Origin of the sequence: Tenacibaculum sp. 1B UA (assembly GCF_033978845.1) — a bacterium.
GTDB lineage: Bacteria > Bacteroidota > Bacteroidia > Flavobacteriales > Flavobacteriaceae > Polaribacter.
On the sequence record NZ_JAKVUA010000002.1, the window covers coordinates 1 to 24,437 of the forward strand.

At 33.2% G+C, this 24,437-nt stretch carries 20 protein-coding genes and 1 pseudogene; 13 read left to right on the top strand and 8 right to left on the bottom strand.

Annotated elements, in window-relative coordinates:
• Positions 1–2,372 (bottom strand): annotated as a pseudogene (locus MK851_RS02970) (hypothetical protein); the annotation flags it as partial.
• Positions 2,373–2,414: 42 nt separating this feature from the next.
• On the bottom strand, positions 2,415–2,891 hold the full coding sequence (locus MK851_RS02975; protein ID WP_320241291.1) for a hypothetical protein: 477 nt from the start codon (positions 2,889–2,891) through the stop codon (positions 2,415–2,417).
• Positions 2,892–3,239: 348 nt separating this feature from the next.
• Between MK851_RS02975 and mnmE the strand changes: the two genes are divergently transcribed.
• From mnmE to MK851_RS03025, 10 genes are all read left to right on the top strand, one after another.
• Positions 3,240–4,634: a tRNA uridine-5-carboxymethylaminomethyl(34) synthesis GTPase MnmE gene (gene mnmE / locus MK851_RS02980; protein WP_303507189.1), complete on the top strand. Its 1,395-nt coding sequence runs from the start codon at positions 3,240–3,242 to the stop codon at positions 4,632–4,634.
• Positions 4,635–5,265: 631 nt separating this feature from the next.
• Positions 5,266–5,649, top strand: a complete 384-nt coding sequence (locus MK851_RS02985) for a GreA/GreB family elongation factor (protein WP_303507192.1) — start codon at positions 5,266–5,268, stop codon at positions 5,647–5,649.
• A 163-nt stretch (positions 5,650–5,812) separates the two neighbouring features.
• Positions 5,813–6,445 (top strand): hypothetical protein, encoded by a 633-nt coding sequence (locus tag MK851_RS02990; protein ID WP_320241295.1) that lies wholly within the window; start codon positions 5,813–5,815, stop codon positions 6,443–6,445.
• 176 nt (positions 6,446–6,621) lie between these two features.
• Positions 6,622–7,419, top strand: coding sequence for a hypothetical protein (locus tag MK851_RS02995; protein ID WP_320241297.1), 798 nt, complete (start codon positions 6,622–6,624; stop codon positions 7,417–7,419).
• Between the two features lie 24 nt (positions 7,420–7,443).
• On the top strand, positions 7,444–8,439 hold the full coding sequence (locus MK851_RS03000; RefSeq protein ID WP_320241298.1) for a metal-dependent hydrolase: 996 nt from the start codon (positions 7,444–7,446) through the stop codon (positions 8,437–8,439).
• A 260-nt stretch (positions 8,440–8,699) separates the two neighbouring features.
• Positions 8,700–9,053, top strand: a complete 354-nt coding sequence (locus MK851_RS03005) for a hypothetical protein (protein ID WP_303507201.1) — start codon at positions 8,700–8,702, stop codon at positions 9,051–9,053.
• Entirely contained in the window at positions 9,053–9,493 is a 441-nt protein-coding gene (locus MK851_RS03010) for a hypothetical protein (RefSeq protein WP_303507204.1), read from the top strand. Before MK851_RS03005 ends, MK851_RS03010 begins: the two co-directional genes overlap by 1 nt.
• Before the next feature lie 108 nt (positions 9,494–9,601).
• Positions 9,602–11,944 (top strand): FdhF/YdeP family oxidoreductase, encoded by a 2,343-nt coding sequence (locus tag MK851_RS03015; protein WP_320241301.1) that lies wholly within the window; start codon positions 9,602–9,604, stop codon positions 11,942–11,944.
• A gap of 54 nt (positions 11,945–11,998) precedes the next feature.
• The gene (locus MK851_RS03020) at positions 11,999–12,358 is read left to right on the top strand and encodes a hypothetical protein (RefSeq protein ID WP_320241303.1); all 360 of its coding nucleotides are present in this window, start codon (positions 11,999–12,001) and stop codon (positions 12,356–12,358) included.
• A gap of 6 nt (positions 12,359–12,364) precedes the next feature.
• The gene (locus MK851_RS03025) at positions 12,365–12,739 is read left to right on the top strand and encodes a YchJ family protein (RefSeq protein WP_320241305.1); all 375 of its coding nucleotides are present in this window, start codon (positions 12,365–12,367) and stop codon (positions 12,737–12,739) included.
• Between the two features lie 155 nt (positions 12,740–12,894).
• Here MK851_RS03025 and ilvA read toward each other — a convergent pair whose 3' ends face one another.
• From ilvA to MK851_RS03055, 6 genes are read right to left on the bottom strand one after another with little or no spacing between them, the layout of a single operon-like run.
• Positions 12,895–14,160, bottom strand: coding sequence for a threonine ammonia-lyase IlvA (gene ilvA, locus MK851_RS03030; RefSeq protein WP_320241307.1), 1,266 nt, complete (start codon positions 14,158–14,160; stop codon positions 12,895–12,897).
• A 6-nt stretch (positions 14,161–14,166) separates the two neighbouring features.
• Positions 14,167–15,669 (bottom strand): ketol-acid reductoisomerase, encoded by a 1,503-nt coding sequence (ilvC, locus tag MK851_RS03035; RefSeq protein WP_320241310.1) that lies wholly within the window; start codon positions 15,667–15,669, stop codon positions 14,167–14,169.
• Between the two features lie 15 nt (positions 15,670–15,684).
• Complete coding sequence (gene ilvN / locus MK851_RS03040; protein ID WP_320241312.1) at positions 15,685–16,212, bottom strand: acetolactate synthase small subunit; 528 nt, start codon at positions 16,210–16,212, stop codon at positions 15,685–15,687.
• A 6-nt stretch (positions 16,213–16,218) separates the two neighbouring features.
• The gene (gene ilvB / locus MK851_RS03045) at positions 16,219–17,952 is read right to left on the bottom strand and encodes a biosynthetic-type acetolactate synthase large subunit (RefSeq protein ID WP_320241314.1); all 1,734 of its coding nucleotides are present in this window, start codon (positions 17,950–17,952) and stop codon (positions 16,219–16,221) included.
• Positions 17,953–17,962: 10 nt separating this feature from the next.
• Entirely contained in the window at positions 17,963–19,639 is a 1,677-nt protein-coding gene (gene ilvD, locus MK851_RS03050; protein ID WP_320241316.1) for a dihydroxy-acid dehydratase, read from the bottom strand.
• A gap of 1 nt (position 19,640) precedes the next feature.
• Positions 19,641–20,528: a branched-chain amino acid transaminase gene (locus tag MK851_RS03055; RefSeq protein ID WP_303507223.1), complete on the bottom strand. Its 888-nt coding sequence runs from the start codon at positions 20,526–20,528 to the stop codon at positions 19,641–19,643.
• An 894-nt stretch (positions 20,529–21,422) separates the two neighbouring features.
• Between MK851_RS03055 and MK851_RS03060 the strand changes: the two genes are divergently transcribed.
• From MK851_RS03060 to argC, 3 genes are all read left to right on the top strand, one after another.
• Positions 21,423–22,034 (top strand): GNAT family N-acetyltransferase, encoded by a 612-nt coding sequence (locus tag MK851_RS03060; RefSeq protein ID WP_303507225.1) that lies wholly within the window; start codon positions 21,423–21,425, stop codon positions 22,032–22,034.
• Complete coding sequence (gene argG, locus MK851_RS03065) at positions 22,031–23,209, top strand: argininosuccinate synthase (protein ID WP_303507227.1); 1,179 nt, start codon at positions 22,031–22,033, stop codon at positions 23,207–23,209. The genes MK851_RS03060 and argG overlap by 4 nt, the downstream gene beginning before the upstream one ends.
• Positions 23,210–23,389: 180 nt before the next feature.
• On the top strand, positions 23,390–24,367 hold the full coding sequence (gene argC / locus MK851_RS03070; RefSeq protein WP_320241319.1) for an N-acetyl-gamma-glutamyl-phosphate reductase: 978 nt from the start codon (positions 23,390–23,392) through the stop codon (positions 24,365–24,367).
• The last annotated feature ends 70 nt before the right edge of the window (positions 24,368–24,437 follow it).

The following is a 24,437-nucleotide window of genomic DNA, read 5'->3' on the forward strand; positions in this document are numbered from 1 at the left end:
GTGATTGTTGGTACTGATGGTATGGCTTCACAGTCTACTGAAATATCGGTTGGTTCTGCTGATAAAGTTGGTGCAGTGGTATCAGTTACTGTGATAGTTTGGGTATGACTTACTGTATTACCACAGTTGTCAGTTGATTCCCATTGACGTACGATTTCTCCACATCCGTCTACTACCGTATTGCTTACTTCTGTAAACACTACGTCTACTACGCTATCACAATTATCAGTCGCTGTGATTGTTGGTACTGATGGTATGGCTTCACAGTCTACTGAAATATCGGTTGGTTCTGCTGATAAAGTTGGTGCAGTGGTATCGGTTACTGTGATAGTTTGGGTATGACTTACTGTATTACCACAGTTGTCAGTTGATTCCCATTGACGTACGATTTCTCCACATCCGTCTACTACCGTATTGCTTACTTCGGTAAATACCACGTCTACTACAGTATCACAATTATCAGTCGCTGTAATCGTTGGTACTGATGGTATGGCTTCACAGTCTACTGAAATATCGGTTAGTTCTGCTGATAAAGTTGGTGCAGTCGTATCGGTTACTGTGATAGTTTGGGTAAATTGCCCACTTGTTCTTCCACAAGCATCTGTAAATGTCCAAGTATTTGTATATGTTCCTATAACAGGACAATTAGTTGTTGAAGCCTCAAAGCTTCCTGATATTTTGGTTATTGTTAAATCACAACTAGCCTTTGGTGTAAGTAATTGTGCCGCTGTTAGGGCATTACTATCGTCACAAGACACTGTTCTATCTAATGAACCAACTGTAATTGTCCAATTAGCCTCGTCAGGTTGGTTAATACTTATCTCATTAGGTAAATTATCTCCTATGCCACAAGAATCAACTGATTTAGAACTTAAAGTAGTTTGTGTGCTATTATTTTCTTCTCCTGCATAAGTTGCTACTAATTGCATTTGAAATTTATCGGAACACATTTCTTCTAGAAAATAACATTGTTCTTTTACTTTCACCTGAAAACTTAAACTATATGGTGTATCTCCTACATCTGTAATTCCATCAATAGCATTAAAGATTAATAATCTAGTTGTCGTATTATAACTATAAGTAACTCCAAAAGGTAACCCTGTTATTGGTTCTATTAAATCTACTTCTTGAGGTATTGTTGTTTCTATTTTTAAGTCTTTTACATTGTCATTACCATTGTTTTCTATATTGACTGAAAAACTAACAGTGTCTTCTACACTACTAGTATTTGTTGAGCTTGATAATATTAATGGCGCTAAATCTGGTTTCCAAACATCAACAGATAAACCTATTAAAAAGAGTCCGTATGTTTCTTGGTTTGATGTTAATCTTATTGTCGCAGAAGTTTGATTGTTAGCTATTATACTGTTTCCTGGATTACTAAGAGCAAATACATCTGCATCAAATCCCAAAGTATTAGTACTAGCTGGATTTCTATCTATAAAGTTACTTCCATTTTTAGCTATTCTACTATTAAAAAAATTGTTTGCATCCCTTAAGCTATATGATAAATCTACCCAATTATTACTGGTATTTTTTATTTGTAATTTGTCTCCTGATAAATCTCTATCTCCTTCTAAAGCACCTATTACTACATCTACATCTACATCTCCTGTTGGTACAGTTTGAAAACCACTAAATCCAATTTCAAAATTATTAACACTACTTGTAACATGGGCGTAACCATCAAAAAGCGATATATTTTTTGCTGGTAAAGTAGGACTCTCATATACAAATACTATTTGCCAACCTCCAGAAGTTCCTGTATTTCCTCCTCCATGTGAAGTCAAACTTCCTTCCTTTGCCCTAATATTAGCTACTTGATACGTTCCATAAGGTGTTGCTAAAGCTTTTACTTCATTTGTAATATCCTTAAAGCAAATATATGGGTCATTAACAAAGTGTCCTACCTCGTCTCTTCCTCTATAAATAACATTATCAGCTGTTATAGTTGTATAACCTAAATTTCCTGGTAATTGCAATTTTACTTTATTGTAATCCCAATTTGGTTCATCAGAGGGGTCGTCCTCTTCTTTATCTGCTGCTGCCCAGTATAAATAAGCTTTTTTAATACTTAAACAACTAACTGTTGGCTCTGGATTAGATAAATTTGCACTACTTGAATTGAATGTGCTTGCATCGTTATCTATATCAACAAAAACGTTATTACTAAAATCATGGTTTCCGTCGTTTCCTGTATAGCTTGTTGTTTTATTTCTTGATAAAACATTATTAGCTATTAATGTTACATTTCCTTTAACTGCTTCTGAAAATCTTGGTTGAAACCCCTTTTTTATTTGGGCTTCTAATCTTCCCCCAGCAACGAGAAAAACCACTATAAAAAGTAAAATAAAACTAGTATTTTTTTTCATGTCCTCTAAGTTTTTTAATAATAACAATCTTACCTAAATAGTCTAATTGTCATTACTCTGATTTGGTGTGTATGTTTTTATAGTAATCTTGTTAGAGGGAGCTGTTTTTTGTAGTGACACTTGCTCTTGAAGGTCATTTACTAGGAGTTCTATACAATTCCAACTTCCTAATTTGATATTGTATGGTTTAGTTATCTTTAAATAAAGTATTTTACTTCTTTTAGGTAGTACTTTTAATGCTTTTATAATAGGTTTCTTTTTTTCATCTAATAATGAATACTCTAATACAGTTTCTATATTTTCTTGATTTTTACAGGGTATACTGTTTATAGAAAAACGATACTCTTTTTCCACTGCGCTATTATTGCTAATTTTTAACTTATGCATGTGTACCCTTTCATAATCTGGTTTTTCACTATAAGAAATTACTGATAGCTCGGTTAAGCCTTGTGACCAAAGACTTAAACCACTAAATAAAAAGAGTAAATACAATAGTTTTTGAATAGTATTTTTTTCCATATTATTTGTTTTATAATTATTATGTTACTAATACAAACAATCAAAGGTTGTATATCTAATCTAAAGTGGGGGTAATTATGGGGCGGGGTAATTAAGAGGTACGCATTTCAGAGTATTGCAATAACACACAAAGAATGCACAATAAGATTTTTCGAGGAAAATAATACTAAATGGGAATAGTATATTTTTTGGGGGGATAATGCTTTTAAATCTAAAAAGCTATTATATGCAAATGTAATACTTATTTTTAGTTTTTTTAAAAAAAAAGTTTTTTTTGTGCGTTTATAAAGAAAAATATCTTCTTTTTATTTTTATAATACTTCTTTTTAAATTAGGTAATTTTGCAATATGGTACAAAACGATGCAATTATTGCTTTAGCAACTCCTGCAGGGGTTGGAGCTATCGCTGTTATTAGAGTTTCAGGAGAAGAATCGATAAAAATTGTAGATTCTTTTTTCACTTCTGTAAAGAAAAATAAATCATTATTAAATCAAAAATCTCACACTTTACATTTAGGCCATATTGTGAATAATGGAGTCATCATTGATCAAGTTTTAGTATCTATTTTTAAAAACCCACACTCTTACACCGGTGAAAATGTGGTAGAAATTTCATGCCATGGATCTAGTTTTATTCAACAAGAAATTATTCAACTTTTTTTACAAAATGGTTGTCGAATGGCTGATAATGGTGAGTTTACTATGCGTGCTTTTTTAAATGGTAAAATGGATTTATCACAAGCCGAAGCTGTGGCTGATGTTATTGCTTCAAACTCTGCTGCTTCTCATCAAATGGCAATTCAACAAATGCGTGGAGGAATTACCAATGAACTGAAAGAATTACGTGCTCAATTGTTGGACTTTGCTGCATTAATTGAGTTAGAGCTCGATTTTTCTGGTGAAGATGTTGAGTTTGCTGATAGAACCAAGTTTAAAGAATTGGTAGCCAAAATATCAGCGGTTTTAAAACGTTTAATAGATTCTTTTGCCTTTGGGAACGCTATGAAAAATGGAATACCTGTAGCTATTATTGGTGAACCAAATGTTGGAAAATCTACTCTATTAAATGCTTTACTTAACGAAGAAAAGGCTATTGTATCTGATATTGCTGGTACAACTCGAGATGCTATTGAAGACGAGCTAATTATTGATGGTGTTGTTTTCCGTTTTATTGATACTGCTGGAATTAGAGAAACTGAAGATGTTGTTGAAAGTATTGGTATAAAAAAGGCTTATGAAAAAGCGGAGAACGCACAACTAATTATTTTCTTGATCGACTCTAATAAATATATACATTCAAAAGAGTTGTTTTTAGAGGAAATTGAAACTATAAAAAAGCGTTTCCCAAACAAACGTTTATTAGTTATTGCTAATAAAATTGATACGCTGTCTTGCCATGACTCCTCTATTTTACAATCAGAAATTGAAAACTTAATTTTACTTTCTGCTAAACAAAATATTGGTGTTGATGAATTAAAACAAGAACTTATTTCATTAGTAAATACTGGTGCTTTGAGTAATAATGAAACCATTGTAACGAACTCTCGCCACTTCGAAGCTCTAACTTTAGCTTTAGAGAGTATCAATTCAGTTAAAAATGGTATAGAATTAGATATTTCTTCTGATTTATTTGCTATTGACATTCGTGAATGTTTACGTCATTTAGGAAATATTACTGGAGAATATGATGTAGATAAAGATATTTTGGGGCATATTTTTGGAAATTTCTGTATTGGGAAGTAAACTCATTTTTTTCAAATTTACAACGGTTTACTACGTTTATAAAACAAATATTACCTCTCTTTCTTTGAATTATAATTTTCTAATTCAATTTTAAGGTTATCTACTTTTTGTTTTGAGCCTGAACGTTTACAATAAAAAAAACAGATAACGTAAAGATATACTTAATGAATTTTATGAAATTTTTATAGCTGATTTACAGCAAAATAACAGAGTTAAATCTAATAAAGTTAATTTAATAGATTCCTACTTATCACTATTTTAAGATTAAATACTTTTTTTAAAAAACAACCTCTCTTCAATGAATAATTTTTAATAAAACCAGACCTAGTTTGTGAGTTTGAATATTACTTTTTAATTTAATAAATAAACAGTAAATTTGTATCCACTAAGTGTAAATTATACATGACTGCAATATTTACATTTCAAAAAAACTTTGCGCAAAAGCTAATTGCTTCGTTGCGCTACCTGCTTGATGATATTTTTTTAAAAAATTCTAAAGAGTTTATTATTTAAGCCCTACCCATTTTAAAGGTAGGGGCAACTTTAGTTTTAATTAATTTAAACTAAATTCTAGGTCTTTTTTCAACACCTAGAATTTAGTTTATTTCTATTCATCAATAATTATAAAATAATGACAAAAAACATTATAGTAACCACAGGTATATATGATCTTATAAAAGACCATGTTAGAAGAAAAAAAGTAACCCTTGAAGAAGAAAACCGCTTACTATCTGAACTAAAAGGTGCTAAACAAGTAAGACGAAGAGAACTTCCTGATGATGTAGTGACTGTAAACAGGAGGGTTATGATTTTAGATCATTCAAATCAACAAAAAAAAGAATATATTTTTGTTTCTACAAACAAGACTAGGCTTCAAAAAAGAAAGTTTTCAATCCTTTCAGATATGGCTTTAGCCACTGTTGGCTATAAAGAAGGTGATATTATTGACTGGCCTTTTAAAAAGGGAAATAAAAAAATTGAAATTTTAAAAGTAACTCCTTTCGAGCAGCTTTAAGTTTAAAATTTTATAACCTAAACAAGGAGTTTACTTAAACTCCTTGTAATTACAGCTTCAATTTAGCTTCAAATTTACAATGATTAACTACGTTTATAAAACAGATTTCTATCTACTTACATAGGTTTATAATTTTACAACGAATTATAAACTATAACTAAAAATGGGACTATACGTTACTAGTGGAGCACTCGCTAGCTTTAAAGAGATAGATGAAGAAGCTTTTGAACATTACACTTCTGTTTTCAAAAACATTAATAAGTTACTTGAGTTAGATGGTATTACACCTTATAAAGAACCAGAAGAATTAGAATCTAAACCTCTTGAAATAGGCGGATTTCCTTATGAATATATTCACCATCTAAGACGTTTCTATGCTTATTGTGCAGAATATGAAGACTGGACTCCTACTCCATTTAGTCCAGACGCCTACCCTTCTGAAGATTCACTTGTAGAAGATCATACATCATTATTAACCTGTCATCTTTTATGTCATTCAGACTCTGATGGATTTTATGTTCCTGTAAAATTTGTTGATATTGTTTTTGCTACAGATGATATTCCTGTTCAAGGCACAATGATTGGATCTTCTTATTCACTGCTCAATGAATTAAAGTATATAGCTAACAAGCTTAACATTCAGCTAGACGAAGAGGGTAAAATTGTAAATATTAACGAAGTTAATAAATCAATTAACGAGGAAAATGATTTTTGGAGAGAAAAGTTAGTTTGGTGTAAATTATTTGAGGTAGCAAACCATAGTATTCGCAACAAAGCTGCTATTATTTTTCATTAAAAAAACTTCAACAACTTAAGAAATAATTAGAAAAATAATCTTTTAAAAACAGTCTACAAGCCCACATAATATAATTATCTTTATTCTGAAAAAAATAAAGATTGGTCTTTATCTTAAAAGGTCATATGGTGTAGTCTGCTTGTCTAATCTTTAACAGTCATAAATACATCTCATGCATGAGAAGAGATATAAGAATACAATCACAAGAAAAAAAATATCAAATTATAGGGAAACTTACGGCTAGTAAAATTATAGACCTTTTTGTTGAAAGTGAAAATGAAGCTTTACAACATGAGTTTCAAGGTAAATTTTATCCAGCTCGTCATTATGATATCAATGCTACCTTAACAAAAGTTTTAAAAGGGATTGAAAAACAAAAAATAATTGATGCCTGTTTTCACTTATCTAGATTAGGTACTATTATAAAAGTAAAAGAAAACAACTATCCTCTTTTTTTAAAAGGAGTTGAAAAAGCATTATCATCAATTGGAAAAGGATATAATATTAATGTTTTAAAACCTAGTAAAGTATTTTTACTTTTTGGTGTTAGCTCTCCTAATAATATAGAAAATCTCTACAATACAAAGTATACCGAGTTTTTAGAAACTTTAAAATTTGCAACCAAGGTTAACTCTTATACCAGCTACCCTAGCTTACGTAAAAGGTTAAAAGCAATAAAGTTCTTGGAAAATCCTGTGCTTTTAAAAAGAGTTCAAAAAATGACTCCTTTCTTTAATCAGTTTAATTTTGAAACTGCTGGAGCATTGGTTTTATTATTAGTTGATTCTTCTGAAACCTCTAAACAAGTTCTTTTTGAATATCAGAACAAAAACTTACCTAGAGAAACAGTCTGGATTCTTGGTAGTTTTTATAAAGATTTTAAAACTTCCGAAGCAAACAAACTACTCCTTAAAGATTTATATAATAAATATTCTACGGAATGGATTGACGAATATTATAACGCTGTTTACTAATCGTTTTATAAGTATTTTTGCTAGATGGATTCACTCACACAAATTGTTCTTGGGGCAGCCGTTGGAGAAGCTGTATTAGGTAAAAAAATCGGAAACAAAGCAATGCTTTATGGAGCTATCGCAGGCACTATACCTGATTTAGATGTGTACATTGGTAAATTATTTGATACAGTTACAGCACTTGAAATACACAGAGGTTTTACACACTCTATATTTTTTGCAATTGTTTTCGGGTGGATTTTTGGTTGGCTGATCTCTTTATATGAAAAAAATGCCTCCACTAAAGAGTGGGCGCAACTTATGTTTTGGGGATTTTTAACACATCCTATTCTCGATGCACATACTACTTGGGGAACTCAGCTTTTTTGGCCTCTTGATATACGGTTAGCTTTTAAAAATATATTTGTTATTGATCCTTTATACACATTGCCTTTCTTAGTATTTCTACTAATGGCAATGTTTCAACGTAAAGGGACAGCAAAAAGAACAAAGTATAACAATTTAGGACTAATTATTAGTAGTTCTTACATGGCAATAACTCTTGTTATTAAAGGAGTCACTTATACTAAATTTTCACATGCTTTAGAAGAACAAGGGATTTCTTATAAAGAAATAGAAACCAAACCAACGCCTTTTAACACCATTTTATGGTCAGCAAATGTAGAAACAGATGATGCTTATCTAATAGGTTATTATTCTTTTTTTGATACTAAACCAATTGAATTTTATTCCTACCCTAAAAATCATCATTTACTAAACGATTATAAAAATAATGTTTCAGTAAAACGACTTATTAAAATTACCAAAGGTTGGTATACAATTTCAGAAAAGAATAATTTAATTTATTTAAATGACCTTCGCTTCGGATTGTTAAGCGTAGCTCCTAATTTTCAACAATTTGCTTTTAGTTTTGAAATAGCTGAAAAACATAATAAAATTGTTATAAATGAAGTACCTAGAGATCGTGAAGAAGCAAAACAATTATTAAAAGATCTTTGGATTAGAATTCAAGGAAATTAATTGAGTAATCGCTATGTATATCGTAAATTTGTAGTTCCATTATAAAGCAGGATTACTCAGGTTTGAGACAAAAATATTTTCACTTTTTTTCAATCATTTTTTTAGTTTTTACTCAATTAGCATTTATTACTGCATTGCTGCTAGAACATAAAAACGTTTTTATAGTACTATCATTAACAACACTTTTTACCATACTTATAGTTTATAATTATATAAAATTCTTTAAAGTTAAAGAGATTGACTTTGAACCTTTTTATGTTATGGTATTTGTTATAATTGGTGCACTACTTACTAGTTATTTATATCTCTTTACTAATTTGAGTTCTGTTTTGGCTGCTGCTTTAATAGGAACTCTCGCTTCATTCTTACCTAACTTAAATAAAAAATCAGAGGTTTTACAAAATATTCCTAACGCAATGTATTGTGGTTGCTTTGTAGGAATGTCTCAAAAACATATTGCAATTGATTATAGCTTTATAATTATTGCAGGTAGTATAGCGGGTATTTTTTATATGTTTTCTAAAAACCTTTTTCTAGGAGTTGGTGGCAAATTAGGTACTGTAGCTTTTGGTAGTGTAGTTATATCATCTCTATTACTTTTAATTCTCTCCTAATGCTTACTGTTTTACCAATTTACTTAACGAGCATATTTGGAGCTTTTTTAACTTTTATAGTCAGCACAAAGTACAAACAAGGACCTGTAAGAGCTTCTGCCTTACTAACTCTTGTAGTTTCTGGTTTACTCTATCTTTTTCCTGAAATATTTCCTCAAAACTTAACCCAACAAATCCCTTGGATATTTTTTGGAGCTTCTTTTGTTGGTATGACCTCTAGCAAACTTACCCGCAACTATACTTCAATTATTTTCGCTGGAATTGTTTTTGGTTTTATTTATACGGTTAGCCCTATTTTCTTCAATGGTTATGGAGGAGCATTAGGAACTGCCGCTTGTATTTCTATCTTAGTTGTTATTGGAGTAAATAATCTTATCAGACTTTCAAAAGCTTCAAAAAAGAAAAAAAACCTACTTAAAAAAGTTGTTCTCAAAAACTAATCTTTTTTATAGCTTTAACTCTTCAAATTAAATACAAAATCATTTAACCTACTACAATCTCCTTTATTTTTTTCTTAACTTTATACCTCTAAGATTATAGAAAAAATAATGGACAACAAACCAAAAAAACAAACTGATAAGCAACCTTCTGCTGAGCCTCCTTACAAACTATTAAGCTTAAGAACTGGTAAACCAAAAGATTGGGCTGCAGGAATTCCTGGAGTTATAAACGCTATAAAGAGTTTAATAAATGATAAAGCTTTGGTTAGAGGAGGAAAAGCTTTGGTTAAAATGAATCAATTTGATGGTTTTGATTGCCCTAGTTGTGGTTGGCCCGATCCTGATGATGAGCGATCACCTATTGCTGAATATTGTGAAAATGGTGCAAAAGCTATAGCTGAAGAGGCTACCAGTAAAAGAATTACTGCAGATTTTTTTAAACAAAATTCTATTTATGAGCTTTCTCAATTAACTGATTATGAAATTGGACATCTAGGTAGACTTTCTGAGCCTATGTACCTCCCTAAAAATGGTACACATTATGAACCTATTAGCTGGGACAATGCTTTTACAAAAATTGCCGAACACTTAAATCAGTTAGAGTCTCCAGATAATGCAGCATTTTACACTTCTGGAAGAACAAGTAATGAAGCTTCTTTTGTATATCAACTTTTTGTACGTGAATTTGGAACAAACAACTTCCCTGATTGTTCTAACATGTGTCACGAAACCTCTGGTTTCACCTTAGCCTCAGTTACAGGTATAGGAAAAGGAACTGCTACTTTAAAAGACTTCTACGATACCGATATCATTATGATTATTGGTCAAAATCCAGGAACGAACTCACCAAGAATGTTAAGTGCTTTAGAAAAAGGAAAAAAGAATGGAGCTAAAATTATTGCTGTTAACCCTCTTCCCGAAGCTGGTTTAATGGGTTTCCGAGATCCCCAAAAAATAAGTGGTATTTTAGGAAAAGGCATCCAACTTGCCGATTTACATCTTCCTGTTAAAATTAATGGAGATTTAGCATTGTTAAAAGCTATCGAACACTTACTATTACATTTTGAAAAAGAAACCCCAGGTAAAGTTTTTGATCAAGAATTTATCAAAAAGAAAACAGTTGGTTATGAAAATTTAATTAAGCAAATTGAAAATTATGACATAGATAAACTAGCAAGTGCATCTGGTGTTTTAAAAAAAGATATTCAAAAAGCTGCTAAAATGCTAGCCCATAAAAACCGAATTATTATTTGCTGGGGAATGGGACTTACACAACAACCTAACGGGGTTGATATTTTAAAGGAAGTCCTAAACTTATTATTCCTAAAGGGAAGTATTGGTAAGCCTGGATCAGGTTCTTGCCCTGTACGTGGACATAGTAATGTACAAGGAAATAGAACGATGCTTATTAACCACAGTCCTTCCATAGAGCAGCTTGATAAATTACAAGAAGTTTTCGGCTTTAATCCGCCAAGAAATAATGGTTATGATGTTGTAAATACCATAAAGGCGATGAATGATGGAAAGGTTAAAGTACACTTTAGCATGGGCGGAAACTTCTTATCTGCAACTCCTGATACCACCTATACCGCAAACGGAATGAGACAACTTGATTTGTCTGTTTCTGTTTCTACTAAGTTAAACCGAACCCATTTGATTCACGGAAAAGAGGCTTTAATTTTACCTACTATTTCTAAAAGTGAAATTGATATGGTTAACGATGAGCATCAGTATACAAGTGCTGAAAATGCAATGGGGATTGTAGAGTGGTCTAAAGGAGTATTAAAGCCTATATCTAACAAACTTATCAACGAAACACATATTGTGTGTCGTATGGCAAAAGCTACTTTAGGAAACAAAAGTGTGGTTGATTGGGATCGTTATACGAATAGTTATGATGCTGTGAGAGATGATATTGAAAAATGTATTCCTGGTTTTGACAACTACAATGTTCGTGTAAAACAAAAAGGCGGATTTTACTTACCTAATGCGGCACGTGAAGGAAACTTTAAGACAAAAGAGTTTGGAGACCGTGTTCCTTTTTCTATAACAACATTACCCGAAAACAGACTAGCTGATGATGAATATCTAATGGCTACTGTTAGAACACACGATCAATTCAATACTACTATTTATGGATTAGATGATCGCTATCGCGGAGTTTATAATGAACGTCGTGTAATTTTTATGAACAAAAAAGATATTAAAAAAGCAGGACTTACATCTGGTGATAAGGTAGATTTATACAATTATGACGACAATACAGAACGTATTGCTCCATTATTTATTATTGTTGAGTATCCTATTCCTGAGAAAAACACAGTTACCTATTTCCCTGAAACTAATGTGTTGGTATCAATTCACAATACCGTCAAAGGAAGTAATATGCCTGCTTCAAAGCATATTAAAATTAAAATCAAAAAACACAACCCAGCTCTTCTTGCCCAATAAAAGTCGTTACTTATTATAAACTATCTTATTTTTGCTTCCATATTTGAAGATTAAATGACAGTAAAAGATTTAGTAGGAGTATACAATATTATCGGTAGTAATCAAGATGAAAGTGAAAAGAAATATAAAGGAACTCTTTCTTTAACTCTTGATAAAAACAATAGAATTATTGCCAAATGGCTTATTAATAATGAACAAGAACAGTTTGGAACAGGTTTCTTTAAAAGCAATATTCTTATTATTAATTTTAATTACACTAGTGATCATAACACTGTTTACAAAGGTGTTGCTGTATACTCTTGTCTTTCTAAAAATATTTTAGATGGATTTTGGTCTGAAAAACACGGAAATCCTTTATTTCTTGGAGAAGAACGTTGTTTTAGAGTGCAGAATCAAACCGAATTAATCAATTAATAAGTCATGCAATGCCCTTGTACACCAAATAAAAAGTATTCAGATTGTTGCCAAAAAGCACATCAAAATATTCATTCGGTTACCTCAGCTGAAGCTTTAATGCGTTCAAGATATAGTGCTTTTGTTTTAGCAGATATTAATTACCTACAAAAAAGTCACCATAGTAGTACCAGACCTTCTAAACATGAAAAGAAAGAAATTTTAGCATGGACAAAAGCTGTGAATTGGTTAAAATTAGAAGTTTTAAATACTACCGATACCACTGTTGAGTTCAAAGCTTTTTTTATGGAAAATGGTACTATAGATGTGATTCACGAAAACTCTGTTTTTTGTAAAGAAAATGACCATTGGGTGTATCTTGATAAAAAACAAGGCAGTTAAACGTCATTCCAAACGCTACTGAAATCAAAATATATTTTGATTGAAAGTATATTGCGAAGCAATCAAGGAGGAATCTGGTATAAATGAAAAACAAATATTCTAAAGATTTCTCCCTTCAGTCGAAAAGACATAATTTAAAACTACCTTATTAATAATTACACTAAAAACTCAAATAAATTAGGTTTATCATTCAGGTATTCACCGTAAAAACTTCGTTCTTTCATTCTATGAATTAACGGTTGTAAATCTTCTTTTTTCTCCAACTCTATTCCTACAACTGCAGATCCATTTTCTCTATTGGTCTTTTTAGAATATTCGAAAAAAGTGATGTCGTCATTCTCTCCTAATACCTCAGCGACAAATTCTTTTAAAGCTCCAGCACGTTGCGGAAAACGTACAATAAAATAGTGCTTAAATCCACCATATAACAAGGCTCTTTCCTTAATTTCAGCAGTACGAGTTATATCATTATTACTTCCACTTATAACACATACTACATTTTTACCTTTTAAATCTTCCTTGTAAAAATCTAATGCGCTTAAAGTTAATGCCCCTGCGGGCTCCACTACAATAGCTTCTTTGTTGTACATTTCTAAAATCGTCTGACATACTTTTCCTTCTGGAACAGTAAGCATATCCGATAAGTTTTCCTGACAAATTTTGTAGGTTAACTCCCCTACTTGCTGAACAGCTGCACCATCTACAAACTTATCAATACTATTAAGTTTAATATTATTATTTTCTTCTAAAGATCTTTTCATAGAAGGTGCTCCAGCAGGCTCTACTCCAATAATTTTGGTGCTCGGAGATAATAACTTAAAAACACTTGATAAACCAGAGGCTAACCCACCACCACCAACAGGTACAAAAACATAGTCTATAGGTTGCTCTGATTGCTCTAAAATTTCTAAGCCTACCGTTGCCTGTCCTTCAATAATTTTTTCATCGTCAAACGGATGCACAAATGTTTTTTGTAAACTATCACATAAAAGTTTTGCTGCTTTATAGGCATCGTCAAACGTATCTCCTATCAATCGAATTTCTACAAAATTACCCCCAAACATTTTTACTTGTTCTATCTTTTGTTTTGGTGTTGGTGCTGGCATATAAATAGTACCATAAATTTCTTTTTTTCTACACGCTAACGCAACGCCTTGTGCATGATTTCCTGCGCTAGCACACACAATTCCATTCACTAACTCCTCTTCTGTTAAAGAATTAATTTTGTTATAGGCTCCTCTAATTTTGTACGAACGAACTTGTTGTAAATCTTCTCTTTTTAAAAAAATAGTTGCATTAAACTGTTGCGATAAATTAAAATTTTCTTGCAGCGGAGTAACTGCCACGACCTCTTGTAAAGTCGTAGCAGCTTGCTGTATATCTTCTAATTTAGGAAAATAAGTTTCTTTTTGAACCTCCATAATATATTACGCTAAAGCAGGTTCTTCTTGGCTAACACTTGTTCTGATTACTTTCATAGCAGTCATTGCCTCACGTAGCTCTGCTCCTACTTCTTCAATAGGATGGTTGCGAATTGCTTTATTTACTTTAATTAGTTCAAGGTTATCTACTTCATTAGAAGTACTGTACTCTTTTCCGATAACATCTGTACTTAACGACTTCATAAAATCAGTTAACAATGGCTTTGCAGCATGATCGAACAGATAACATCCATATTCGGCAGTATCAGAAATAATTCTGTTCATTTCAAATAACTTTTTACGTGCTACCGTATTTGCAATTAATGGTAGTTCATGTAGCGATTCGTAGTATGCCGATGCTGAAATAATTCCTGATTTCACCATTGTTTCGAATGCTAACTCAACTCCAGCCTTTACAAAAGCTACTAACAAAGTTCCTTTATCAAAATAGGTCTGTTCTGAAACTTCTTCAGAAGTAGCTGCTGTTTTTTCAAACTGAGTTTCTCCTGTAGCAGCTCGCCATGTCAATAAATTCACATCGTCGCTTGCCCAATCTTCCATCATCGTTTTTGAAAAATGACCAGACATAATATCATCCATATGTTTGTTAAACAATGGAGCTAATACTTCTTTTAATTCTTCGGAAAGTTGGTAAGCTTTTAGTTTTGCTGGGTTTGATAAGCGATCCATCATATTGGTAATCCCTCCATGCTTCAGAGCTTCGGTAATAGTTTCCCATCCATATTGAATTAATTTAGAAGCATATGCTGGTTCAATACCTTTTTCTACCATTTTGTTGAACGATAAGATTGACCCTGTTTGTAACACACCACATAAAATAGTTTGCTCCCCCATTAAGTCTGATTTTACCTCAGCAACAAACGACGATTCCAATACTCCTGCTTTATGACCTCCTGTAGCATACGCATAAGCTTTTGCTTGAGCCAACCCTTTGTTTTCTGGGTCATTTTCAGGGTGTACTGCTATTAATGTAGGTACTCCAAAACCTCTTAAATATTCTTCTCTTACTTCTGTTCCAGGGCACTTAGGTGCTACCATAATTACAGTTAAATCTTTACGCACTTGCATGCCCTCTTCAACAATATTAAATCCGTGAGAATACGATAGGGTTGCTCCTGATTTCATCAATGGCATCACAGTATTAACTACCTGCGTATGTTGTTTATCTGGAGTTAAATTACATGCCAAATCGGCAGTAGGAATTAATTCTTCATACGTTCCTACTTTAAACCCATTTTCTGTTGCGTTTTTATACGATTGACGCTGCTCTTTAATGGCAGCTTCTCGTAATGCGTATGAAATATCTAAACCTGAATCGCGCATGTTTAATCCTTGGTTTAATCCTTGTGCTCCACATCCTACAATTACCACTTTCTTACCTTTTAATGCTGATATACCGTCTGAAAACTCATCAGCATTCATAAATCTACATTTTCCTAATTGTTCTAATTGTTCTCTTAATGATAATTGGTTGAAATAATTTTTCATTTTTATTTGTGTTGTTTATGCTTTTATTAATTGTAATAGTTTTGATACTGGCATTTCTTCTTTAGTAATCGCTATTCTTCCTGAGCGAACAAATTGCTTAATACCATGTTTGTCTAAAATATGATAGAGTTCTTCCACCTCTTCTTTACTTCCTGACTTTTCAAGAACAAAAAAGTTTTTGTTTACATTAATGACTCTTGATTTACTTTGGTTAATAATCGTTTGAATATCGTCGTTATCAGTCAATAAGTCTGTACTCAGTTTAAACAAACACGATTCTTGATATACTGTTTCTTCGTCGGTATGATAAAAAGCTTTGATTACTTCTACTTGTTTTTCTATCTGACCTATTATTTTTTTGATTTGTTCTTCCGTTACTTTTACCAAAAGTGTAAATCTGGATACACTTTTAATTTCTGACTTTGATACATTAACGCTTTCTATATTCAAATGTCTTCGTTGAAATATTGCTGATATTCTATTCAACAATCCAACATTATTTTCGGTATATATTGAGATTGTATAGGTGTTTTTTGTGCTCATATTATATTATTTTAATCGAACTTCTGATACCGATGCTCCTGTTGGAATCATTGGAAATACATTATCTTCCTTTTCTACACAAACCTCTAAGAAATAAGCCTCTTTACTTGCTATCATTTCTACTACAGCATTCGCTAACTCTTCTCTTTTAGTTACTCTGTTAGCTGCTAGATGATAGCCTTTAGCAATTGCTACAAAATCAGGATTGGTCATTACCGTAGAAGCATAACGCTTGTCAAAAAACAGCTGTTGCCACTGGCGTACCATACCCAAAAATTCATTATTTAGTACTACAATTTTAACAGCTGCTTTAGTTTGTAAAATTGTTCCAAGTTCTTGTATAGTCATCTGGTAACCACCGTCGCCAATTACAGCAACTACTTCGCGTTCTGGAGTACCCATTTTAGCACCAATAGCAGCAGGTAAAGCAAACCCCATGGTTCCTAACCCACCTGAAGTAATACTACTTTTTGATTGATTGAACTCGGCATAACGACTCGCTATCATTTGATGCTGTCCTACATCAGTTACTACAATGGCTTTTCCTTTTGAAGCTTCATTTATTTGTTTGATAACTTCTCCCATGGTTAATCCTTCTTTCGTTGGAAACAGGTCGTTCTTGATTACTTTATCAAACTCTACCGCATCTAAATTTCTAAACTCTTGTAGCCACTCTTTGTGTGAGTTTTCTTGTAACAGCGAAAGTGATGCTGCCAAAGTTTCTTTTACATTCCCTAAAACAGCTACGTCTGTCTTTACATTTTTATCAACTTCCGCAGGGTCTATTTCAAAATGTACCACTTTAGCTTGTTTTGCATAACGGCTTAAATCCCCAGTAACACGGTCGTCAAAACGCATTCCGATAGCTATTAACACATCACACTCATTAGTCAATTTATTCGGACTGTAATTACCGTGCATTCCTACCATTCCCACATGTAACGGATGTTTGGTTGGTAAAGCAGATAAGCCTAACAAAGTACTTGCTGAAGGAATTTCTGCTTTTTCTATAAAAGCTTTAAATTCTTCTTCTGCTTCTCCTAGTATTACTCCTTGTCCCCAAATTACAAATGGTTTTTCTGCTTTATTAATTAACTCTACAGCTGCTTTTACACTTTCTATATCCATCTCTGGAACAGGTCGATAACTACGAACCGAAGTGCATTTTTTATAAGAAAAATCAAATTCTTCAAACTGTGCGTTTTTGGTAATATCGACCAAAACAGGACCTGGTCTTCCTGAACGAGCAATGTAAAATGCTTTCGCCATCACTTCAGGAATTTCACTTGCTTTGGTTATCTGATAATTCCACTTTGTTACTGGAGTTGAAATACCCACGATATCCGTTTCTTGAAAAGCGTCAGAACCTAATAAATGTGCTCCTACTTGTCCAGTGATACATACCATTGGCGTAGAATCTATCTGCGCATCGGCAATACCAGTAATTAAGTTGGTTGCTCCTGGACCTGAAGTTGCTATTGCCACTCCAACCTTACCTGTAGCTCTTGCATACCCTTGTGCTGCATGCGTGGCTCCTTGCTCATGGCGTGTTAATACATGGTGTAATTTGTCTTGGTATTTATACAACTCATCATATACAGGCATGATGGCTCCTCCTGGATACCCATACAATAAATCGACTCCTTCTTCTAATAAACATTTAACTACAGCTTCTGCACCTGTAATGGTTACTTTCTGTGTTGTTTCTTGTTCTCTTTGTTGTTGTGTTTTTGTTTCCATAGTACAAGGGTTAAAATTCATCAGTTACACATCCGTTAGAAGCAGATGCTACGGTTTTTGCGTATTTGTATAATACTCCTCTTTTTACTTTTAAAGGTGGAGCTTTCCATTCTTGTTTTCTCTTTCTTAATTCATCTTCAGAAATTTCTACATTAATTGTATTTGTTTCTGCGTTAATGGTTATAGTATCTCCATCTTTTACCAAAGCGATTACACCACCTTCTTGTGCTTCTGGTGTAATATGCCCTACCACAAAACCATGCGTACCTCCTGAAAAACGACCATCGGTAATTAGAGCAACCTCTTTACCTAACCCTACTCCCATAATTGCGGCTGTGGGTTTTAGCATTTCTGGCATCCCTGGTCCTCCTTTAGGTCCTTCATAACGGATTACAACCACATCCCCTTTTGCTACTTTACCATCTCGTATCCCATCATTTGCTGCGTATTCGCCTTCAAAAACTTTTGCTTTTCCAGAGAAATACAATCCTTCCTTTCCTGTTATTTTTGCAACAGAACCTTCCTTAGCTAAATTTCCGTAGAGCATTCGTAAATGTCCCGTAGCTTTGATAGGTTGTTCTGTTGGCTTAATTACTTCCTGCCCATCCGTTAAATTTGGAACTACTTCTAAGTTTTCTGCTACTGTTTTTCCTGTTACGGTTAAACAATCACCATGTAACAATCCTTTTTCTAGTAAGTATTTTAAAACTGCTGGTGTTCCTCCTACTTTATGCACATCTTCCATCAAGTATTTTCCACTAGGTTTTAAATCGGCTAAAAATGGAGTTTCATCAGAAATGCGTTGAAAATCTTCTAACGTAAATTGTACATCCGCTGCTTTGGCAATCGCTAAAAAGTGTAATACAGCATTCGTAGAACCTCCCATAACAGTTACTAACCGTACCGCATTTTCTAAGGATTTTTTTGTTACGATATCTGAAGGTTTGATATCTTTTTCTAGTAATACACGTAGTGCTTCACCTGTCTTAACGCATTCTTGTTCTTTATCATTACTAATTGCAGGATTCGATGAATTATAAGGTAAACTCATACCCAAAGCCTCAATAGCTGATGCCATAGTATTTGCAGTATACATTCCTCCACAAGCGCCTGCTCCTGGACATGCTTTTTCAATGACACTTTGATATTCTTTTTTAGTAATCGTTTCTGCAACTTTCTCACCCCATGCTTCAAAAGCCGATACTACATCTAACTTTTTTCCTTCATGACATCCAGAAGCGATAGTTCCTCCATACACTAAAACTGAAGGACGGTTTAAACGCAACATTGCCATTAATGCTCCTGGCATGTTTTTGTCACATCCCACAACGGTTACTAGTCCGTCATAAGACATCGCTTGCACTACGGTTTCCATAGAATCAGCAATTACATCACGAGACGGCAATGAATAACGCATTCCTGGGGTTCCCATAGAAATTCCATCAGAAACGCCGATGGTATTAAATATCAACCCAACTAAATCAGCTTTTTCAGTTCCTTCTTTTACCAATTTTGCTAAATCATTTAGGTGCATATTGCATGGGTTTCCTTCGTATCCTGTACTTGCTATTCCTACTAACGGTTTTTCTAAATCTGCTTTTGATAAGCCTATAGCATGCAACATTGCTTGCGCTGCTGGCTGCGTGTCGTCTTGAGTTACTTGTTTACTAAATTTGTTTAATTCCATGTTAGCTTGCTTTGCGTTTTTGACATAAGCCTAATACTTCGTCTTTGTATAGTTTCATTAATTTGTGTCCGTGTGATTTTTCCCACGCTAGAGGAAATTGATAATCGTCTAGCGACTGTAATCCAACTACTTCGGCTGCAGTTCCTGTAAAAAAGCAAGCGTCTGCATTTTTTAATTCTTCTAACGTAAAATGCTTTTCTTCAACAGAGATTCCTTCTTCTTTGCATAAGTCCATAACTGTAGCACGTGTAATTCCTGCCATAATATGACCTCTTGGTGGTGTATACAGTTTTCCGTCTTTCTCCATAAAAACATTGGCTCCCGAACATTCAGCTACATTACCGTTCATATCTAACAATAGTGCTTCATCATACCCATTGTTTTTTGCTTCGTTAGTTGATAATATTGAATTTGTGTAGTGTCCTGTTACTTTTGCTTCTACAAAACACGATTTTGGATTCGGACGTTGAAACGAAGACGTTTTTACACGTAGTAATTTATCTCCCATATACTTCCCCCATTCCCAGCATTGAATAACTAGGTTTGTCTCTTTAGAGGTTAGCAAACTCATATCAACTCCAGTAGTGACTAGCGGACGGATGTATGCATCTTTCAACCCATTACGTTCTAATAACTCATACGTAATTTGTGTTAATTCTTCTTCTGAATAATTCAACTGAATATTCATTACTTCTGCTCCGAACTTAAGCCTTTTGTAATGTTCATACGATTTAAAGACTCTAGCACCTTCGGTTGTATTGTAAGCTCTGATACCTTCGAAAACCCCGTTTCCGTAGTGTAAACTTTGGCTATACAAATTAGCGCTAGCATCTTTCGCTTTAATAAACTGTCCGTTGAAAAAAATTACTGTTTCCTCGTTATAGTACATTTTTAGTTGTTTTTACTGTTCAAAATTATTTTTCGCTTTTTACTTTACTTTCTTGTTTCTTAAGGCTTTGATGATTTTCACTGACTCTCAAAAACATACAAAAACCTTAAAACCAGATACTTAAAACCAAATCATTATGATATTCACGGTATAAAAAAAAGCCTGTATCTAGAGTTAGATACAGGCTTTCTTATAGGTAATAACCATCTGTATCAACTCGGTGGAGAGCTAATAATGACAATAATAATTACCACGATGTTAAAAAATTGATTCATGCTTTTTGCAACAAAAAAGGCTTCCTAAATTTAGGAAGCCTTCTTATAATTTATATGTTAAACTATTAAATACCGCTTCCTTATCCTTGTGAAATAATCACAATGACAATAATAGAAATGATATTTAAAACTTGTTTTTTCATTTGATGTCACAAATATTTGAAATTATTTTTTAGTTATCCTAATGTTTTTTTATTTTTTATTCCCCCTTTAAAAACACACCTCATAACTTATTGTTTTACTATTAGTTACAAAACTTTTTATTTTTTATATAGCATTAATCAAAATTTATTTTGTAGATTTGCGCCATTATGCAAACCAATAAAATATACAACAATATACCCAGTTTCTTAGTGCGGTTTTTCAACCGACGCTAGTCTTTCCTTGCACAAAACTGAGTATTGTATAATTTTATTTTTATCCTTTTGATTTCTATAATCTACATTTTTATATCGTTACTAACTCTTGTTATTGTTTTCAATAACGTAGCTGTTGTACGACCTATTTTTATCCGACGTCGCCCGTAAGGGTACTACTTCATTTTGGGAACCTAGGTGTGTCCGGTTCTTCTTTTTAAACCACCGATTTTTAACAAAATGTTTATCTAAAATCAATTTCAATGAGAGTTGTTATTGCTGATCAATCGCATAGTAAGTATGCCGAAATTATTTGTCAAACTATTGACGAAGCTGCTCTGGTTAGAGGCACAGGAATTGCCAAAAGAAAACCAGAATATATCATTACAAAGCTAGAAAATGGTAACGCTGTTATTGCCTTAGATGGCGATCAATTTGCTGGCTTTTGTTATATCGAAGCCTGGAGCCATGGCAAATTTGTAGCCAATTCTGGGTTGATTGTTCACCCAAACTATAGAGGTATTGGTTTAGCCAAACAAATAAAAAAAGTAGTTTTTGAACATTCTAGAACCAAGTTTCCTAATGCCAAAATATTTAGTATCACAACTGGTTTGGCTGTTATGAAACTTAACAGCGAATTAAGCTATAAACCTGTTACCTTTTCTGAACTTACAGAAGACCAATCTTTTTGGAATGGTTGTCAGACCTGCAAAAACTACGATGTGTTACAACGTACACAACAAAAAATGTGCTTGTGTACTGGTATGTTATACGATCCTAACAAAAAATCTCAAAACATAAAAATAAAAGGAAAAGTCTTTCAAAGACTTAAAAGAATTAAAGAGAGCATCTTCCTAAAAAAAGACAAAAAATGAAAAAATTAGTAATTGCATACAGTGGAGGTTTAGATACTTCATACTGCGCAGTAAGTTTATCAAAACAAGGATACGAGGTTCATGCTGTTAGTGTGAACACTGGTGGATTTTCTTCCGAAGAAATTAAACAAATTGAAGAAAATGCCTACACAATGGGTGTTACTACCTATAAAAACATCAATGCAGTAACTGATTATTACAGTAAAGTAATTAAGTACTTAGTTTTTGGTAACGTGTTAAAAAACAACACATATCCCCTTTCTGTAAGTGCCGAAAGAATTGTACAAGCTATTGAGATTGTAAACTATGCCAAAAGTATCGGTGCTAACTGTATCGCTCATGGTAGTACAGGTGCAGGAAACGACCAGGTTCGATTTGATATGATTTTTCAAACTGTTGCTCCTGAAATTGAAATCATAACTCCTATTAGAGATTTGCAACTTTCAAGACAAGAAGAAATTGAGTACTTAAAAAATAACGGCATTGATTTGTCATGGGAAAAAGCTAAATATTCTGTCAACAAAGGTTTATGGGGAACCAGTGTGGGAGGTGAAGAGACTTTAACTTCAGAACAACCATTACCTGAACACGCCTACCCTTCTCAAGTAAGAAAAACAGTACCTGAACAAGTAAAACTTTCGTTTGTAAAGGGTGAGTTAGTGGCTATTAATGATGACGAAAAAGCTCCTTTGCAAAATATTGAACAATTGAATGCCTTAGCTTCTAAATTCGGAATTGGTAGAGACATTCACGTGGGCGATACTATTGTTGGAATTAAAGGAAGAGTTGGTTTTGAAGCTGCTGCGGCATTAATCACTATTAAAGCACACCACTTACTTGAGAAACACACCTTAACTAAATGGCAATTGCAACACAAAGAGTATTTAGCTAGTTTTTACGGAATGCATTTACATGAAGGTCAGTATTTAGATCCTGTAATGAGAGATATGGAAGCTTTTTTAGAAAACAGTCAGTCGAAAGTTACTGGAGATGTTTTTGTTACACTTAAACCGTATCACTTTACATTAGACGGGATTGATTCTCCACATGATTTAATGAATGCCAAATTTGGTAGCTATGGAGAGCTTAACAAAGGTTGGACTCCTGAAGAAGCCAAAGGTTTTATCAAGCTTTTAGGAAATCAGAATAAAATATATCAACAGGTTAATCAGTAGACAGTAAGTAGTGAGCTTTTGGCAAAAAATACAAGCTTAGAATTTTGTTAGACATGATAATGTCATTCCGAACGAGGTACGAGGAGGAATCTCTTCATTGTGAATAAAACCAGTGTGAGACCTCTCACATACGTTCGAGGTGACAATTAGAACATTAACAACAATAACAAAACAAACAACATGATACAAGTAGGAATTATAGGTGGTGCAGGATATACCGCAGGAGAATTAATCAGGCTTTTGTTACAACACCCAAAAGCGACTATCAATTTTGTGTACAGTACTTCAAACGCTGATAATAAAGTAGCTAATGTGCATCAGGATTTAGTAGGTAGCACTGAGCTAACGTTTACCAATAAAATTAATGAGAGCATAGATGTGCTATTCTTATGCTTAGGACATGGAAACTCTAAAAGGTTTTTAGAAACACATACCTTTTCAAATCATACTAAAATTATTGATTTAGGAAATGATTTCAGGTTAAAAGCTGATAGCACTTTTCAAGGAAAAGAGTTTGTATACGGCTTGCCTGAACTTCAAAAAACAGCGATACAAGGTGATTCTCACATAGCTAATCCAGGGTGTTTTGCTACCGCTATTCAATTAGGATTGCTTCCACTGGCAGATGCTAATTTGTTACAAGGTGATGTACACATCAATGCGGTTACTGGTGCAACAGGTGCAGGAACTTCATTATTAGCTACCACACATTTTACGTGGAGAGATAATAATTATTCGTACTACAAGCCTTTTACCCACCAGCATTTAGGAGAGATTAATCAGACGTTAGATACACTTCAATCTAGTTTTGATTCGGAAGTGTTGTTTCTTCCAAACAGAGGAGATTTTTCTAGAGGTATCTATGCAACATTGTACACCTATTTTAAAGGAAGTTTAAAAGAGGCACAGCAACTGTATACTGACTATTACAAAGATGCTGTTTTTACACATATAGCTGATAATGAACTACACTTAAAGCAAATAGTGAACACCAACAAGTGTTTACTTCATTTACATAAACACGGAGATAAACTACTGATAACAAGTATTATTGACAACCTATTAAAAGGAGCTTCTGGACAAGCAGTCCAGAATATGAACTTACTATTTGGTTTTAAAGAAGATACGGGTTTACAGTTAAAGGCAACTTATTTCTAACCCTCATAGAGGGATTAGGTAAACCAAGATGAATGTCTTAATACAAGAAATGAATAATACAAAATATATA

What these genes read in the sequence shown, in the direction of transcription:
- MK851_RS03005 (WP_303507201.1), top strand. Translation starts at nt 8,700, where the DNA reads ATGGTATTTGTTATAATTGGTGCACTACTTACTAGTTATTTATATCTC.
- MK851_RS02990 (WP_320241295.1), top strand. Translation starts at nt 5,813, where the DNA reads ATGGGACTATACGTTACTAGTGGAGCACTCGCTAGCTTTAAAGAGATA.
- ilvB (WP_320241314.1), bottom strand. Translation starts at nt 17,952, where the DNA reads ATGGAAACAAAAACACAACAACAAAGAGAACAAGAAACAACACAGAAA.
- ilvC (WP_320241310.1), bottom strand. Translation starts at nt 15,669, where the DNA reads ATGAAAAATTATTTCAACCAATTATCATTAAGAGAACAATTAGAACAA.
- MK851_RS03060 (WP_303507225.1), top strand. Translation starts at nt 21,423, where the DNA reads ATGAGAGTTGTTATTGCTGATCAATCGCATAGTAAGTATGCCGAAATT.
- mnmE (WP_303507189.1), top strand. Translation starts at nt 3,240, where the DNA reads ATGGTACAAAACGATGCAATTATTGCTTTAGCAACTCCTGCAGGGGTT.
- MK851_RS02985 (WP_303507192.1), top strand. Translation starts at nt 5,266, where the DNA reads ATGACAAAAAACATTATAGTAACCACAGGTATATATGATCTTATAAAA.
- argC (WP_320241319.1), top strand. Translation starts at nt 23,390, where the DNA reads ATGATACAAGTAGGAATTATAGGTGGTGCAGGATATACCGCAGGAGAA.
- ilvD (WP_320241316.1), bottom strand. Translation starts at nt 19,639, where the DNA reads ATGGAATTAAACAAATTTAGTAAACAAGTAACTCAAGACGACACGCAG.
- ilvN (WP_320241312.1), bottom strand. Translation starts at nt 16,212, where the DNA reads ATGAGCACAAAAAACACCTATACAATCTCAATATATACCGAAAATAAT.
- MK851_RS03025 (WP_320241305.1), top strand. Translation starts at nt 12,365, where the DNA reads ATGCAATGCCCTTGTACACCAAATAAAAAGTATTCAGATTGTTGCCAA.
- MK851_RS03015 (WP_320241301.1), top strand. Translation starts at nt 9,602, where the DNA reads ATGGACAACAAACCAAAAAAACAAACTGATAAGCAACCTTCTGCTGAG.
- MK851_RS02995 (WP_320241297.1), top strand. Translation starts at nt 6,622, where the DNA reads ATGAGAAGAGATATAAGAATACAATCACAAGAAAAAAAATATCAAATT.
- MK851_RS03020 (WP_320241303.1), top strand. Translation starts at nt 11,999, where the DNA reads ATGACAGTAAAAGATTTAGTAGGAGTATACAATATTATCGGTAGTAAT.
- MK851_RS03055 (WP_303507223.1), bottom strand. Translation starts at nt 20,528, where the DNA reads ATGTACTATAACGAGGAAACAGTAATTTTTTTCAACGGACAGTTTATT.
- MK851_RS03010 (WP_303507204.1), top strand. Translation starts at nt 9,053, where the DNA reads ATGCTTACTGTTTTACCAATTTACTTAACGAGCATATTTGGAGCTTTT.
- argG (WP_303507227.1), top strand. Translation starts at nt 22,031, where the DNA reads ATGAAAAAATTAGTAATTGCATACAGTGGAGGTTTAGATACTTCATAC.
- MK851_RS02975 (WP_320241291.1), bottom strand. Translation starts at nt 2,891, where the DNA reads ATGGAAAAAAATACTATTCAAAAACTATTGTATTTACTCTTTTTATTT.
- MK851_RS03000 (WP_320241298.1), top strand. Translation starts at nt 7,444, where the DNA reads ATGGATTCACTCACACAAATTGTTCTTGGGGCAGCCGTTGGAGAAGCT.
- ilvA (WP_320241307.1), bottom strand. Translation starts at nt 14,160, where the DNA reads ATGGAGGTTCAAAAAGAAACTTATTTTCCTAAATTAGAAGATATACAG.